The organism is Pseudomonas sp. GD03862, assembly GCF_029840855.1.
In the GTDB taxonomy this organism is placed as follows: Bacteria; Pseudomonadota; Gammaproteobacteria; order Pseudomonadales; family Pseudomonadaceae; genus Aquipseudomonas; species Aquipseudomonas alloputida.
This window is the reverse complement of record NZ_JAOCDI010000001.1, coordinates 226664-241183: the sequence shown is the minus strand read 5'-3', so window position 1 is coordinate 241183 and position 14520 is coordinate 226664. Positions and strand designations below refer to the sequence as shown.

At 63.9% G+C, this 14520-nt stretch carries 12 protein-coding genes; 9 read left to right on the top strand and 3 right to left on the bottom strand.

Going from position 1 to position 14520, the window contains the following annotated elements:
- Nucleotides 1–188: 188 nt before the first annotated feature.
- The 7 genes from N5D53_RS01140 (at nt 189) to N5D53_RS01110 (ending at nt 7778) form a co-directional block, all read left to right on the top strand.
- Nucleotides 189–950: a 1,6-dihydroxycyclohexa-2,4-diene-1-carboxylate dehydrogenase gene (locus N5D53_RS01140; RefSeq protein WP_104961731.1), complete on the top strand. Its 762-nt coding sequence runs from the start codon at nt 189–191 to the stop codon at nt 948–950.
- Between the two features lie 57 nt (nt 951–1007).
- Nucleotides 1008–2336, top strand: coding sequence for an aromatic acid/H+ symport family MFS transporter (locus N5D53_RS01135; RefSeq protein ID WP_104961730.1), 1329 nt, complete (start codon nt 1008–1010; stop codon nt 2334–2336).
- 29 nt (nt 2337–2365) lie between these two features.
- Entirely contained in the window at nt 2366–3280 is a 915-nt protein-coding gene (gene catA, locus N5D53_RS01130; protein ID WP_104961729.1) for a catechol 1,2-dioxygenase, read from the top strand.
- Nucleotides 3281–3426: 146 nt separating this feature from the next.
- Nucleotides 3427–4626, top strand: a complete 1200-nt coding sequence (locus tag N5D53_RS01125) for a benzoate/H(+) symporter BenE family transporter (RefSeq protein WP_274139681.1) — start codon at nt 3427–3429, stop codon at nt 4624–4626.
- Between the two features lie 54 nt (nt 4627–4680).
- Entirely contained in the window at nt 4681–5931 is a 1251-nt protein-coding gene (locus tag N5D53_RS01120) for an OprD family porin (protein ID WP_180690042.1), read from the top strand.
- A gap of 74 nt (nt 5932–6005) precedes the next feature.
- Nucleotides 6006–7082 carry a metal-dependent hydrolase gene (locus N5D53_RS01115; RefSeq protein WP_190869256.1) on the top strand — a complete coding sequence of 359 codons (1077 nt, stop codon included), beginning with the start codon at nt 6006–6008 and terminating at the stop codon, nt 7080–7082.
- Between the two features lie 3 nt (nt 7083–7085).
- Nucleotides 7086–7778, top strand: a complete 693-nt coding sequence (locus tag N5D53_RS01110; RefSeq protein ID WP_104961725.1) for a TraX family protein — start codon at nt 7086–7088, stop codon at nt 7776–7778.
- An 87-nt stretch (nt 7779–7865) separates the two neighbouring features.
- Here N5D53_RS01110 and N5D53_RS01105 read toward each other — a convergent pair whose 3' ends face one another.
- The 3 genes from N5D53_RS01105 to N5D53_RS01095 form a co-directional block, all read right to left on the bottom strand.
- Entirely contained in the window at nt 7866–8876 is a 1011-nt protein-coding gene (locus N5D53_RS01105; RefSeq protein WP_190869255.1) for an aldo/keto reductase, read from the bottom strand.
- Between the two features lie 73 nt (nt 8877–8949).
- Complete coding sequence (locus N5D53_RS01100) at nt 8950–10470, bottom strand: FAD-dependent oxidoreductase (RefSeq protein ID WP_104961723.1); 1521 nt, start codon at nt 10468–10470, stop codon at nt 8950–8952.
- A gap of 164 nt (nt 10471–10634) precedes the next feature.
- Nucleotides 10635–11963, bottom strand: a complete 1329-nt coding sequence (locus tag N5D53_RS01095; protein ID WP_190869254.1) for an MFS transporter — start codon at nt 11961–11963, stop codon at nt 10635–10637.
- A gap of 163 nt (nt 11964–12126) precedes the next feature.
- Between N5D53_RS01095 and N5D53_RS01090 the strand changes: the two genes are divergently transcribed.
- Together N5D53_RS01090 and N5D53_RS01085 are read left to right on the top strand one after the other, a co-directional pair.
- Nucleotides 12127–13224, top strand: a complete 1098-nt coding sequence (locus N5D53_RS01090; protein ID WP_190869253.1) for a sugar diacid recognition domain-containing protein — start codon at nt 12127–12129, stop codon at nt 13222–13224.
- A 141-nt stretch (nt 13225–13365) separates the two neighbouring features.
- Nucleotides 13366–14505 (top strand): glycerate kinase, encoded by a 1140-nt coding sequence (locus N5D53_RS01085; protein ID WP_190869252.1) that lies wholly within the window; start codon nt 13366–13368, stop codon nt 14503–14505.
- Nucleotides 14506–14520 lie beyond the last annotated feature (15 nt).

The window sequence follows — 14520 nt, the reverse complement described above, 5'->3', positions numbered from 1 at the left end:
CCCCTGATTCAAAGCAATACGCCGACCCTGTGGGAGCGGGCGAGCCCGCGAAGCAGGCAGCGCGGTGGATGGCGCGGGCTTCGCCCGTGTTCGCGGGCATGCCCGCTCCCACAGTGATCGCGCAGCCTTTCCGGCTTTGAGCAAGACAATTGCTGCCACAGGGTCTCTCGCGAACTGGAGATTTGCATATGAACAACAGATTCCAAGGCAAGGTCGCCCTGGTCACCGGTGCCGCCCAAGGCATCGGCCGGGGCGTGTGCTGGCGGCTGAAGGCTGAAGGCGCGCAAGTGGTGGCGGTAGACCGTTCCGAGCTGGTCCACGAACTGGCTGGCGAGGGCATGCTCACCCTCACCGCCGACCTGGAACAACACGCCGATTGCGCCCGGGTCATGGCCAGTGCGGTGGAAACCCATGGCCGCCTGGACATCCTGGTCAACAACGTAGGCGGCACCATCTGGGCCAAGCCCTTCGAACACTATGAAGTCGAGCAGATCGAGGCCGAGGTGCGCCGCTCGCTGTTCCCCACCCTGTGGTGCTGCCACGCCGCGCTGCCGTACATGCTCGAACGTGGCAGTGGCGCCATCGTCAATGTCTCTTCCATCGCTACCCGCGGCGTCAACCGTGTGCCTTACGGCGCAGCCAAGGGGGGCGTCAACGCGCTCACTGCCTGCCTGGCCTTCGAAACCGCCGGCCGGGGCATCCGCGTCAACGCCACTGCGCCCGGCGGCACCGAAGCGCCGCCCCGGCGCGTACCGCGCAACAGTGCAGAGCAAACCGAGCAGGAAAAGCACTGGTACCAGCAGATCGTCGACCAGACCCTCGACAGCAGCCTGATGCACCGCTACGGCAGCATCGACGAGCAGGTGGGGGCCATTCTGTTCCTTGCGTCCGACGAAGCCTCGTACATCACCGGCGTGACCCTGCCGGTAGGAGGCGGCGACCTGGGCTGAACCGCAACCTCAAGGCAAAAGCTTTCTTCCACAACAAAAACAAGAGCGACAGATGCCATGCGAACCCTTGACGTACACCCGATCATCGACAATGCGCGCTTTACCCCGTTTCACTGGATGGTCATGGCCTGGTGCGGCCTGCTGCTGATTTTCGACGGCTATGACCTGTTCATCTACGGTGTGGTACTGCCGGTCATCATGAAAGAGTGGGGCCTGACCCCGTTGCAGGCTGGTGCATTGGGCAGCTATGCGCTGTTCGGCATGATGTTCGGCGCCCTGGCCTTCGGCAGCCTGGCCGACCGCATCGGGCGCAAGAAGGGCATTGCCATCTGTTTCGCCTTGTTCTCGGGGGCGACCATCCTCAACGGCTTTGCCAGCAGCCCGAGCGAGTTTGGCATCTACCGCTTCATCGCCGGCCTGGGCTGTGGCGGCCTGATGCCCAACGCCGTGGCGCTGATGAACGAATACGCGCCCAAGCGCCTGCGCAGCACGCTGGTGGCGATCATGTTCAGTGGCTATTCGCTGGGCGGCATGCTGTCGGCAGGTGTCGGCATCTTCATGCTGCCGCGTTTTGGCTGGGAGTCGATGTTCTTCGCCGCAGCGGTGCCTCTGCTGCTGTTACCGGTGATTCTTTACTACCTGCCTGAATCCATCGGCTTCCTGGTGCGCCAAGGCCGTATCGAGGAAGCACGCACACTGCTCAAACGGCTGGACCCGGACTGCGATGTCCAGGCCGATGATGTGCTTCAGGCGGCCGACCGCAAAGGCAGCGGCGCTTCGGTGCTGGAACTGTTCCGCAATGGCCTGGCGATTCGCACCCTGGCGCTGTGGGTTGCGTTCTTCTGCTGCCTGCTGATGGTCTACGCACTGAGTTCCTGGCTGCCAAAACTGATGGCCAACGCCGGCTACAGCCTGGGCTCAAGCCTGTCATTCCTGCTGGCACTGAACTTTGGCGGCATGGCCGGGGCGATCCTCGGCGGCTGGCTGGGCGACCGCTACAACCTGGTCAAGGTGAAGGTGGCGTTCTTCATTGCCGCCGCACTGTCGATCAGCCTGCTGGGGGTAAACAGCCCGATGCCGGTGCTGTACCTGCTGATCTTCATTGCCGGCGCCACCACCATTGGTACGCAGATTCTGCTGTATGCCGGCGCCGCTCAGATGTACGGCCTGTCGGTGCGCTCTACCGGCCTGGGCTGGGCCTCGGGCATTGGCCGTAATGGCGCCATCGTCGGCCCGCTGCTGGGCGGTGCGCTGATGGGCATCAACCTGCCACTGCAACTCAATTTCATCGCCTTTGCCATCCCTGGCGCCATCGCTGCGCTGGCCATGGCCGTGCACCTGGCCAGTGGTCGGCGCCACGCCCAGGCCCTGGCGGCGCAGGCCTGAACCGAACAGAACAAGACGAGGTAACCCCCATGACCGTGAACATTTCCCATACTGCCGAGGTACAGCAGTTCTTCGAGGAGGCCGCAGGTTTTGGTAATGCGGCCGGCAACCCCCGCCTCAAACGCATCGTGCAGCGCCTGCTGCAGGATACCGCGCGGCTGATCGAAGACCTGGACATCAGCGAAGACGAGTTCTGGCACGCCGTCGACTACCTCAACCGCCTGGGCGGTCGCGGCGAAGCCGGGTTGCTGGTGGCGGGGCTGGGCATCGAACACTTCCTCGACCTGCTGCAGGATGCCAAGGACCAGGAGGCAGGGCGCGTTGGCGGCACCCCACGCACCATCGAAGGCCCGTTGTACGTGGCTGGCGCACCGATTGCCCAAGGTGAAGTGCGCATGGACGACGGCAGCGAGGAGGGCGTGGCCACGGTGATGTTCCTGGAAGGCCAGGTGCTGGACCCGCACGGACACCCGCTGCCGGGTGCCACGGTCGACCTGTGGCATGCCAATACCCGTGGTACCTACTCGTTCTTCGACCGAAGCCAGTCGGCGTACAACCTGCGTCGGCGCATCGTTACCGATGCCCAGGGGCGCTACCGCGCGCGCTCCATCGTGCCATCGGGCTATGGCTGCGACCCGCAGGGGCCAACCCAGGAATGCCTGGACCTGCTGGGCCGTCATGGCCAGCGCCCGGCGCATGTGCACTTCTTTATCTCGGCGCCAGGGTACCGGCATCTGACCACGCAGATAAACCTGTCGGGGGACAAGTACCTGTGGGATGACTTTGCCTATGCCACACGGGATGGGCTGGTCGGGGAGGTGGTGTTCGTCGAAGGGCCGGAGGGTCGGCATGCCGAGCTGAAGTTCGACTTCCAGTTGCAGCAGGCCCAGGGCGGTGCTGATGAGCAGCGAAGCGGGCGGCCGCGGGCTTTGCAGGAGGCCTGATCCACCGAGTGGGCTGTTTCGCGGGCATGCCCGCTCCCACAGGTGAAGCCTGTGCAGTCGTTGTGGGAGCGGGCAAGCCCGCGAAGCAGCCAACACCCAAACAAGAGCCCGCCACAAAGGCCGGCCGCTGGCTTGCGAGAAGCTACATGAATACGCTGATCAAGGACTGCTCTGTGTCGGCCATCGTCGCCGGCAGCATTGCCACGACGATCTCCTACGCCGGCCCGTTGGTGATCATTTTCCACGCCGCCGAAGCGGCCGGCCTGTCGCACCAGCAGTTGTCATCCTGGGTCTGGGCCGTGTCCATGGGCAGTGCGGTGCTCGGTGCGCTGCTCAGCCTGCGCTACCGCGTGCCGGTAGTGATCGCCTGGTCGATCCCGGGGTCGGCGCTGTTGGTCACCGCCTTGCCGCAACTGGGCCTGGCGCAGGCCGTGGGCGCCTACCTGGTGGCCAACCTGGTCCTGCTGCTGATCGGCATCAGCGGGGCCTTCGACCGCATCATCGCGCGCCTGCCGGGTTCTATCGCTGCCGGTATGCAGGCCGGGATCCTGTTCAGCTTTGGCATCGAGGTGTTCCGCGCCTTGCCGGTGCAACCGCTGCTGGTACTGGCGATGTTCGTCACCTACGTGCTGATGCGTCGGGTGCAGCCGCGCTATGCCGTGGCTGCGGTGCTGGGCGTGGGCATGCTGGTGACCGTGGCCAGCGGTACGTTGCGCAGCGAGGCACTGGTGCTGGAACTGGCCTCACCTCAGTGGATCACCCCCCAGTTCAGCCTGGCGGCGGTATTCAGCCTGGCGCTGCCGATGGTGCTGGTGGCGCTGACCGGGCAATTCATGCCGGGTATGGCGGTACTGCGCAACGCTGGCTACCCCACGCCGGCCAGCCCGCTGATCAGCGCCAGTGCCCTGATCGGAGCGCTACTGGCGCCGTTCGGTTGCCACGGGCTGAACCTGGCGGCGGTTACCGCCAGCCTGTGCACCGGCCATGAGGCCCATGAAAACCCGCAACGGCGCTACGTAGCTGCGGTGGCTGGCAGTGCGTTGTACCTGCTACTGGGCATTGCCGGGGCCACCTTGATGTCGCTGTTCGCCGCCTTTCCCGCCGTACTGATCGCGGCCCTGGCCGGTTTGGCCCTGTATGGCGCCATCAGCGAAGCCCTGGTCCGCAGCCTGGCAGAACCGGCCGAGCGCGACGCCGGGCTGTTCACCTTCCTGGTCACCGCTTCGGAGGTGGCTTTTCTGGGCCTGTCGGCAGCGTTCTGGGGGCTGCTGTTCGGCCTGCTGGCGCACGCGCTGCTGAGGCTGCGCCAGCCACGTGCCCGGGAGGTGCTGCGCCGTACTCCATGAACTGCCGTGTTTCCAACGCTTTACCCATAAAAACAAGATCAAGAGAGCTTCGGAATGAACCACACCCCTTGCGTTGCCCTGGGCCTGACATTGCTCAGCCAGCCACTGCTGGCTGCCGAAGGCGGCTTCTTCGAGGACTCGAAGGCCACCCTGAGTGCCCGTAACTACTACTTCAGCCGCGATTTTTCCGACATTGTCGGGGCCAACAAACAGTCCAAGGCCGAGGAGTGGGCCCAGGGTTTCATCCTCGACTTCAAAAGTGGCTACACCCCGGGCCAGGTCGGCTTTGGCGTGGACGCCCTGGGCTTGCTGGGCATCAAGCTGGACAGCAGTCCAGACCGCACCAACACCGGCCTGTTGCCGGTGCACGGTGACGGCCGTGCTGCCGATGAGTACAGCCGCCTGGCGCCGACCTTCAAGGCCCGGATATCAAAAACCGAACTGCGTGCAGGTGAACTGCAACCGAACCTGCCGGTGCTGACCTTCAGTGATATTCGCCTGTTGCCACCCACCTATCAGGGCGTGAGTTTGAGCTCGTCGGAAATCGACGGGCTGACTATGCAGGCCGGGCACTTGAAAAGCACCCACCTGCGCAACGAAGGTGGCGACGGCAAGATGAACGCGATGCTCGGCCATGTGCCGATGCGACAGGCCGAAAGCGACGCGTTCAACTATGTGGGTGGGGATTATGCGTTCAATGCCAACCAGAGCAGCGTCAGCCTTTGGTACGGTCAGCTGGAGGACATCTACCAACAAGGCTTTGTTGGCCTGAAGCACAGCAAACCCGTCGGCGACTGGGTACTCAGTGCCAACCTGGGTTATTTCACCGCGCGTGAGCAAGGCGATGCGCTGCTGGGCAACATCGACAACCAGGCGTTCTTCTCGCTGTTCACTGCCCGGCATGGCGGGCACAGCTTCCATGCCGGCTACCAGGGCATTTATGGCGATAGCCCGTTCCCACGGGTATTTGCCAACATCTCGCCGTTGGGCAACGAGGTGCCGACCTATGAGTTTGCCTACACCGACGAACGCTCGTACCAGGTACGTTACGACTACAACTTCGCCGCCATGGGCGTGCCGGGCCTGACAGCGACTGTGCGCTACATAACCGGCAACAATGTCGACACCGGGCTGGGTTACGAGGGGCGTGACCGCGAGCGTGACCTGGATATCGGCTATGCGGTGCAGAGCGGGGCACTGAAAGGGTTGGGGATTCGGGTGAGGAACGCCATGGCGCGCTCCAACTACCGCAGTGATATCGACGAGAACCGCCTGACGCTGGTGTACACCTGGCAGCTGTTCTGAGCCATCCAGGAGAATTGCGCATCAGGGGTGTATGGGGGTAGCGTGCGGAAACGACTCTTTCAGGAATCCCCACCTTGGACTCCATCACCCAAGCCGTACTTGGCGCGGCGCTGCAAGGGACCGTGCTCGGGCGCATCCAGGGCCGACGCTCGCTGCTGTATGGTGCAGCACTGGGCACGCTGCCGGACCTGGATGTGATCATTCGCTATGCCGACCCGGTGTCGCAGATGACCTACCACCGTGGTTTTTCCCACTCGCTGTTCGTGTTAACTGGGCTGGCCTTGCTGCTGGCCTGTCTGGTCAACAAATGCTGGCCTGGCAAAGGCTATACCTTGCCAAGGCTGTTCCTCGCATTCTGGCTGGTACTGGTTACCCACCCGTTGCTGGACGCCTTTACGGTCTACGGCACGCAGCTTTTCTGGCCACTGCAAGGCACCCCGCAAAGCTGGGCGGCGGTGTTTATCATCGACCCGGTCTATACCGTGCCACTGCTGCTGGCGGTCATCTATGCCATCGCCAAGGGCGTGACTGCCAGGGCTAAACGCCTATTGACCCTGGCGCTGGTATTCAGTACCGCATACCTAGGGTTTGGCCTTGCCGGGCGCATGGCGGCCGAGCAGCGCTTCGAGGCGGCACTGCACCAGCGCGGTATCGCTACCAACGAGGTCCGCGCCGTGCCGATCGCGTTCAACAGCCTGGTCTGGCGGGTGCTGGCCAAGACTGCGGAAGGGGATTACTACGAAGGCATCAGCAGTGCATTCGACCGGCAACCGCCAGAGATGCAGCGCTTGTCACGTAACCTGCAGCTTGCCCAAGCACTGAGCGATGACCCACTGCACCAGCGGTTGCGCTGGTTCACCGATGACTGGCTGCGATATGACCAGATCGGTGATGCGCTGGTGGTCACCGACCTGCGTATGGGTATTCCAGGCAACTACACCTTCCGTTTCAACATGGCCCACCGTGACAACCAGGGGCGCTGGATTGTCGATGTGCCTTCGATGTTCCAGGGCGCTGGCCCAGGTTCGATGTTCAGTGGTGCAGACCTGGCGTTGATCTGGCGACGCATTATCGAACAGCAACCACCCTTGCCTCTGGCAGTGTGGACCGAACGCTATCTGGGCGTCAGCCCCGTAGAGCGCGAGCGCTAGCGCTTGCGCTCGGCCGGGCTGGATCTGGTCAAATGGACGGCGATGATGACCATGGTCGTCGATCACTTGCGTTTTCTGTTGCCAGAGGCCGATAGCTTGTTCGTGTTGGGGCGGCTGGCGTTTCCGCTGTTCTGCCTGGCGATTGCAGTGAATGTGGGGCGAGCCCGTGCGGGGGCGCTGTATACCCGTGGCAACCTGCGCTACCTGGGGCTGATGCTGATGTTCGCGGTGCTGTCCGAGCCTGCGTATCGTTGGCTGGACAGTGGCTCGCAGACATTCAGCGTGATGCCGACCTTGTTATTGGGGTTGGTGGTAGCCTGGGGTGTGCATCACCCCTTGATATCGGCACGCGTGCTTGGCACCGCCGGCCTGCTGGCGGGTTGGTTGTTGCGTGAGCAACTGATGTATGGGGTGCCGGGGGTGTTGCTGCCGGGCGCCTGGTTGATGGCGCGCAAGCAAGGTGGGGTTGCCGGGTTGTTGCCTTGCCTGTTGGCTGTGGGCGGCAATCTGACCAATAGCTGGTTGCGCGAGCACCTGTTGGCGCCGTTCACGGTGCTGACATTGACTGCTGCAACTCTGGCGATTCCGCTCGGGGTGCTGTTGTTACGGCAAGATGAATGGCGGGTACCCGTGGTGGGACGCTGGGGTTACCTGTTCTATCCGGTGCATTTGCTGGTCATCAAGGTCCTGTCATGAGCCAGGCATCGGGCCGCGGTGAAAAGGGGATCGGGAGCCCGGCGTTGGGCCCCCATTGCCCGCGAAGAGGCCAGTACAGGAAGACGCTCAGCTGCGTGCCAACCGCCCACTCACATAATGCGCGACATCATTGAACCCTGGGGTCGATGCATGCCCCGGCGTCACCAGTGAGTCAATGAACGCCTCGTCCTCTGCGGTGATCTTCACCGCCAGCGCCCCCCCATAGGTCTCCCACTGTTCCTCGGTGCGAGGCCCTACGATTGCGGAACTCACCAGCTGGTTGTTCAATACCCAGGCAATGGCAAACTCGACGATCCCCACACCTTTGGCCTGGACATAGGTCTGGATCTGCCGGGCAATCGCCAGCGACTCCTGGCGCCACTCCACTTCCATGATGCGTTTGTCCTGCCGCCCTGCGCGGCTACCGGCATCCGGCACCGCGCCCGGCGCATACTTGCCACTGAGCACGCCCCGGGCCAGCGGGCTGAAGGGTACGACGCCCAGACCATGGGCGGCGGCGGCCGTGAGCTGTTCGGGCTCGGCCTGGCGGTTGACGATGTTGTACAGCGGCTGGCTGACTACCGGCCTGGGCACACCGAGGCGCTCGGCAACATGGCAGACCTCGGCAATGCGCCAGCCACGGAAATTGGACACCCCCCAGTAGCGGATCTTGCCTTGGCGCAACAAGTCGCCAATGGCCTGCACGGTCTCTTCCAGCGGAACCTTGTGGTCTTCGCGGTGCAGGTAGTAGATGTCCAGGTAGTCCATACCCATGCGGGTCAGCGTGGCATCCACGGCATTGAAGATGTGCTTGCGCGACAACCCGCTGCGGTTAGGCAGGCCGTCGGCCGGGCCGAAGCCGACCTTGCTGGCGACGACCCAGTCATGGCGATGGCGCGCCACGGCTTCACCGACGATTTCTTCCGAGCGCCCGGCGTTGTACACGTCGGCGGTGTCGATGAAGTTGATGCCTTGGTCCCAGGCCTTGTCGATGATGCGCAGGGCATCCTCGGTACTGGTCTGCTCGCCGAACATCATGCTGCCCAGGGTAAGGGCGGAAACCTGCAGGCCACTGTGGCCGAGGGGGCGGTAGATCATGCGCGTGGGTCCTTATGCAGTCGGCTGACCTACCTGTTTTACACACAACCGGGAAGCATTGAAAGGCACCCCCTCAGCCAATGAGCGCCAAAGCCTCCTGCAGGCTCAATGGGCGCTTCAGGCGTTGCGACAGCGTCGCCATGGCATCGGAGTAACCCTTGGCGATAACGGCTTCGACGCGTTCATCCACACACTGCAAGGCAACGAAATCGCCTTTTTCCGGCTCACCGACGAATTCGATGCGGTTCCAGTCCCTGGCATGGCCTAGCACTTCATAGGTACGGCCATGCTGGTAGGTCCAAAAGAACGGTACATCGGCATAACGGCGTTGTTCGCCAAGCATGTTGGCGGCGGCGATCACCCCGTGTTGCTGGGCCAGGCGCCAGTGCTCGATGCGCACCGGGCGCCCCGTGAGCGGGAACGTGGCGATGTCACCTGCGGCCCACAAACCGTCGGCTGCGCGCATTTCTGCGTCGACCCTCACCGATTTGTCTTCGCCAAGCGGCACGCCTTGAAGGAACGCGGTGGCGGGCCTTACCCCGGTGCCGAGCAGCACCAAGGGGGTCTGCAGCCGTTCACCATTGGCCAGTTGCACCGCTTCGACCTTGTCCAGGCCTTCGATCCGCTCGACCTCGGTGGGGCCGTGGAAGGTGATGCCTTTTCGTTCATGCAGCGCGCGAATGCAGCGCCCGATCCGCTCGCCCAACTGTCGGGCCAGAGGGACTTCGTGGCGCGAGACCACGTGCACCTGCAAGCCATACTTGCGCAATGCCGAGGCTGCCTCCAGGCCGATGAAGCCGTCGCCGACGATGACCACTGGTTGGCCAGGCTCGGCGGCATCGAGCAACTGTGCAGCATCTTCCAGTGAGCGGAGGGTGAACACCCCGGGCAGGTCGGCACCGGGAATGTCTGGGCGCAGTGCTTTACCGCCGGTTGCCAGCAGGCAGGCGTCGTAATCGATCTGCTGACCATCGGCGAGGGTGACCTGGCGCTTCTGGCTGTTCAGGGTGCGTACCTTGCCGTACTTGCGCTCCAGCTGGCCCTTGCGCAGGGCGTCGGCTTCGAGCAGCGCGGGAACCTCATCGGGCGGCATCTGCCCGGCAATCACGAATTTGCTCAGAGCTGTGCGATCGTAGGCCGGCTGGCGCTCCTGATCGATCCATACCAGCCGCCCAGCGAAGCCATGAGCCAGCAGGGTGGCGACGGCGGCGCTGCCGGCGGCACCGGCGCCGACCACCACAAAACAGCGGGCATCGCTGTGTCTGGGCGGTTCGGTTGCCGGCAGGGGCTGGTCATCGACCCAGACTTCATCGCCCTTGATCCACGCCTTGTAGCGGCGCAGGTCGGCGAGTGCAGGCGGCTCACAAACCACGCCGTCGTCAACGGCGAACGCAGCTTTGTGCCAAGGGCAGACCAGCAGGCCACCGCAGACTACACCTTCGTCGAGTGGGGCCCCGGCATGGGGGCAGTTGCCTTGATAAGCGTGTACCTGCTCCCCTTGGCGGACGAGGATGAGTTCTTCGCTACCGGCCTGCACGCGCAGGGGGCGGTGTTCGTCGAGCTGGGCCAAGCGGGCCACGGCGTACTGGGTCATTGGGCTTCTCCAAAGGGGCCTTTGGAACCATTTGACGCCTGGGGCGGGAAGGGGATGCGTTGAGCTGACGATCGGTGGAGGGTGTGGATTGGGTGGGCCTCTTTGCAGGCTGCCCGCGCCCACAGGCGTGAAAACCTGTGGGTGTGGGCAAGCCCGCCAATGCCTCAACTCGCCCGTGCAGTACTCAGCGAACCCGCTCGCGTTACACGCAAGGCCACCAGGCTACCCAATACGATCAACGCCGCGAGCGAATACAGTGCGGCATCGGTTGAGCCGGTCTGGTCCTTGATGAACCCGACCAGGTACGGGCTGAGAAAACCCGCCATCTGGCCTACCGAGTTGATGATCGCCAGACCTGCCACGGCGGCTCCGGCACTGAGCAGCGCAGTCGGCATTGGCCAGAACATCGGCAAACCGGTAAGCGCGCCCATGGTGGCGATCGACAAGCCAAGAATGGCAATAGTCGGGTTGCCGGCGAAGTTCACCGCAATCAGCAGGCCGACGGCGCCCATCAGCATTGGCACCACCAGGTGCCAGCGGCGCTCGTTGCGCAGGTCGGCCGAGCGCCCGCAAAGGATCATGAACACACCCGCCAGCAGGTACGGGATGGCGCTGAGCCAGCCGATCAGCAGCGGGTTGTCGAAGCCCATGCTCTTGATGATCGAGGGTAGCCAGAAGTTGATCGCGTACACGCCGCTCTGAATGCAGAAGTAGACGAAGCCGAAGGTCCAGATCAGCGGGTTGGTCAACACGGCCAGCACGCTGTCGCTGGTGGTGCTCGGTTTGCTTGCGGCATCGGCCTGCAGGTCGGCAGCGATCAGCTGACGTTCAACCGGGCTCAGCCAGGCAGCTTTCTGGTAGCCGTCACTGAGCAGGAACACCGCCAGTACGCCCAAGGCCACGGTCGGCAGGCCCTGGATCAGGAACATCCACTGCCAGCCGGCCAGGCCGTGCTGGCCGGCGGCGAAATGTTCGAGGATCCAGCCGGAGAACGGCCCGCCAAGCAGGCCCGATACCGGGATCGCCGACATGAAAAGGGCCATGATTCGGCCGCGCCGGGCCGCCGGGAACCAGCGCGAGAGGTACAGCACCACACCCGGGAAGAAGCCGGCTTCGGCAGCGCCGGTGAGCAGGCGCAGGGTGTAGAACTCGGCAGGGGTGGTGACGAACAGCAGGCAGGTGGACAGGCTGCCCCAGGCGATCATCATCAGCGCGATCCAGCGCCGTGGGCCGAAGCGGTTGAGGGCCAGGTTGCTTGGCAGGCCACACAGTACGTAGCCGATGAAGAAGATGCCGGCGCCAAGGCCGTACACCGTTTCGCTGAATTTAAGGGCGTCGAGCATCTGCAGCTTGGCAAAGCCGACGTTGACGCGGTCCAGGTAGTTGAACAGGTAGCAGATGAAAATGAACGGAATCAGCCGCAAGGTGATACGCCGGTACAGCGCGTTGCGGGTGGTGTCCGTGCCTTGGTCAGGGGCGGGGCTGTGTGCCATGATCGGGTTCTCTGTTGTTATGGTTTTCGCCGCGTCGCCTGTTCCGGCGCTCGCCCTGACGAGTCTCGGGGACTGCGGCCAGCCTGTCTTTGTGCTTTTGCACAGCGCTTGGCCCAGGCTGCTGTGCCCGAGCCCAAAAGCCAAACACCTAAAGGACCCCGCAATGTTCGAACTCGACCATGACCTGGCGCAGGATATCGTTGACCGGGCAATGGCCATCTTGCCTTGCAACGTCAATGTCATGGACAGCCAGGGGTTGATCCTGGGCAGCGGTGAGCCGGAGCGTATCAACACCCGTCACGAGGGCGCGCAGCTGGTCTTGGCCAATGGCCGGATCGTCGAACTGGATAGCGACGCGGCCAAGTGCCTGAAGGGTGTGCAGCCCGGCGTGAACCTGCCATTGATGCTCGATGGGCGGCTGATGGGCGTGTTGGGCCTGACCGGCGACCCGCAGCAGGTGCGCACCTATGGCGAGCTGGTGCGCATGACCGCCGAAATGCTGCTGGCCCAACGCAATTTACAGGCTGACCAGCAATGGCGAAGGCAGCGCTGTGACGACCTGCTGGCGCTACTGCTCGGCGGCAGCGGTAACTCCCCGCGCTTGCTGGACGAAGCCCGTCAGTTGGGCCTGAAACCTCAGCTACCGCGGATACCGTGCCTGTTCGAGATTACTTCCGGGCCACCTGCCGAGGCGCTGGCCGCATGGTTGATGAACCGTTATCCGGATAGCTGGTGCGTCAGCCCGGCTCGCCAGTCGTTGCTGTGGTGCCGCCCGGCAGGCGTGGCACTGGATGAACTGCGCTTGCTGGAACGCCTGCAACGCCACGGCTGGGACATTGAGCGACTGGCCCTGGGTAGTGCAGCGCAGAGCCTGGAGCAGTTACGCCGTGGTTACCGCCGGGTGCGTGACTTGCTGGCCTATGGCCGCGAAGTGTTGCCCAGCGAACGATTGCTCAGCCTGCAGCGCTACCGGCTGCCGGCGCTGCTGTGGCGCCACCGTAACGACGATGCGCTGGACGAGCTGTTGGAGCCGTTGCAGCGCATCCGCGCCAAGGACAGCAGTGGCCAGTTACTCACCACCCTGCGCGCCTGGTGTGCCCATGACGGCCAGAGCCAGTCCTGTGCCGATGCCCTGGGCATCCACCGCAACAGCCTGCGCTATCGACTGGAGCGCATAGCCGAGCTGGGTGAGGTCGACCCGCTGCGCCTGGAAGGGATGCTTAGCTTGTATCTGGGGTTGCAGCTGTTGCCAGCTGACTGAAGTATTCACTTGCCGGCGGTTGGGCCAGAACAGGCAAAAAGGCATCTGCCCAAACAACCCGGCCGGCGTTTTGTGCATTTGACTGAGGCCACCTGGCCAGCCACCTGTCAGCATGCCGCTCATCAGGACAGGAGAAACCCCATGAAAATCGTCATTGCCCCCGACTCGTTCAAGGACAGCCTCGATGCTGCCGGTGTCGCCCGCGCCATCGCTGCGGGCCTGAGCGAAGCGTGGCCGGAGGCTGAACTGGTCGAGTGCCCAATGGCCGACGGTGGCGAAGGCACCATGGAGGTGATCCTGGCCGCCAGCCGCGGTGAATTGCGCCGCCAGGCCGTGCGCGGGCCATTGGGGCAGCACGTCGAGGCTGGCTGGGGCTGGTTGCCGCAAAGTCGCACCGCAATCATCGAAATGGCCCAGGCCAGTGGCCTGCAACAGGTGCCAACAGGCCGGCGCGATGCTTGCCGCAGCAGCACCTGGGGTACCGGCGAGCTGATTGCCGCAGCCCTCGACGCCGGCGCTCGGCGTGTGGTGCTGGCCATCGGCGGCAGCGCCACCAACGATGCCGGCAGTGGCATGTTGCGAGCGCTTGGCCTGCGCCTGCTGGATGCTGACGGGCAAGCGCTGGAAGAGGGCGGCCTGGCCTTGGCCAAGCTGGCCCATATCGACGCCAGCGGCCTCGACCCGCGCCTGGCCGGGGTGCAGTTTGAAGTCGCAGCGGATGTCGACAACCCCTTGTGTGGCGCCAACGGCGCATCGGCGATCTTCGGCCCGCAGAAAGGTGCCAACCCGCAGCAAGTAGAGGCGCTGGACCACGCGCTGAATCATTTTGCCGACCATTGTGCGCTGCTGTTGGGCGCGGATGTGCGCGATTACCCTGGTTGTGGTGCGGCCGGTGGCATGGGCTTCGCTGCCCGGGCATTCATGGACGCGCAGTTCCGCCCTGGGGTGGAAGTCGTGGCTGAGCTGGCTGGCCTTGACGCCCTGGCACAAGGGGCAGATCTGGTGGTGACGGGCGAGGGGCGTTTCGATGCCCAGACACTGCGCGGCAAGACGCCGATGGGGGTGGCGCGGGTTGCCAAGCGCCATGGCGTGCCGGTGGTGGTACTGGCCGGGACCTTGGGGGAGGGGTATCAGCAGTTGTATGCCCATGGGGTCGATGCTGCATTTGCCCTGGCCAGCGGACCGATGAGCCTGGAGCAGGCGTGTGCAAATGCTGCCGAGCTGTTGCAGGCCAGGGCCTGTGATATCGGTCGGCTGTGGCGCTGCGCGAAGCGAGGCTGAACACCCTGTAGAAAT

Excerpts from the sequence above, each read along its gene's own strand:
- N5D53_RS01140 (WP_104961731.1), top strand. The coding sequence starts at position 189 with ATGAACAACAGATTCCAAGGCAAGGTCGCCCTGGTCACCGGTGCCGCC.
- N5D53_RS01095 (WP_190869254.1), bottom strand. The coding sequence starts at position 11,963 with ATGGCACACAGCCCCGCCCCTGACCAAGGCACGGACACCACCCGCAAC.
- N5D53_RS01100 (WP_104961723.1), bottom strand. The coding sequence starts at position 10,470 with ATGACCCAGTACGCCGTGGCCCGCTTGGCCCAGCTCGACGAACACCGC.
- N5D53_RS01090 (WP_190869253.1), top strand. The coding sequence starts at position 12,127 with ATGTTCGAACTCGACCATGACCTGGCGCAGGATATCGTTGACCGGGCA.
- N5D53_RS01120 (WP_180690042.1), top strand. The coding sequence starts at position 4,681 with ATGAACCACACCCCTTGCGTTGCCCTGGGCCTGACATTGCTCAGCCAG.
- catA (WP_104961729.1), top strand. The coding sequence starts at position 2,366 with ATGACCGTGAACATTTCCCATACTGCCGAGGTACAGCAGTTCTTCGAG.
- N5D53_RS01125 (WP_274139681.1), top strand. The coding sequence starts at position 3,427 with ATGAATACGCTGATCAAGGACTGCTCTGTGTCGGCCATCGTCGCCGGC.
- N5D53_RS01105 (WP_190869255.1), bottom strand. The coding sequence starts at position 8,876 with ATGATCTACCGCCCCCTCGGCCACAGTGGCCTGCAGGTTTCCGCCCTT.
- N5D53_RS01135 (WP_104961730.1), top strand. The coding sequence starts at position 1,008 with ATGCGAACCCTTGACGTACACCCGATCATCGACAATGCGCGCTTTACC.
- N5D53_RS01085 (WP_190869252.1), top strand. The coding sequence starts at position 13,366 with ATGAAAATCGTCATTGCCCCCGACTCGTTCAAGGACAGCCTCGATGCT.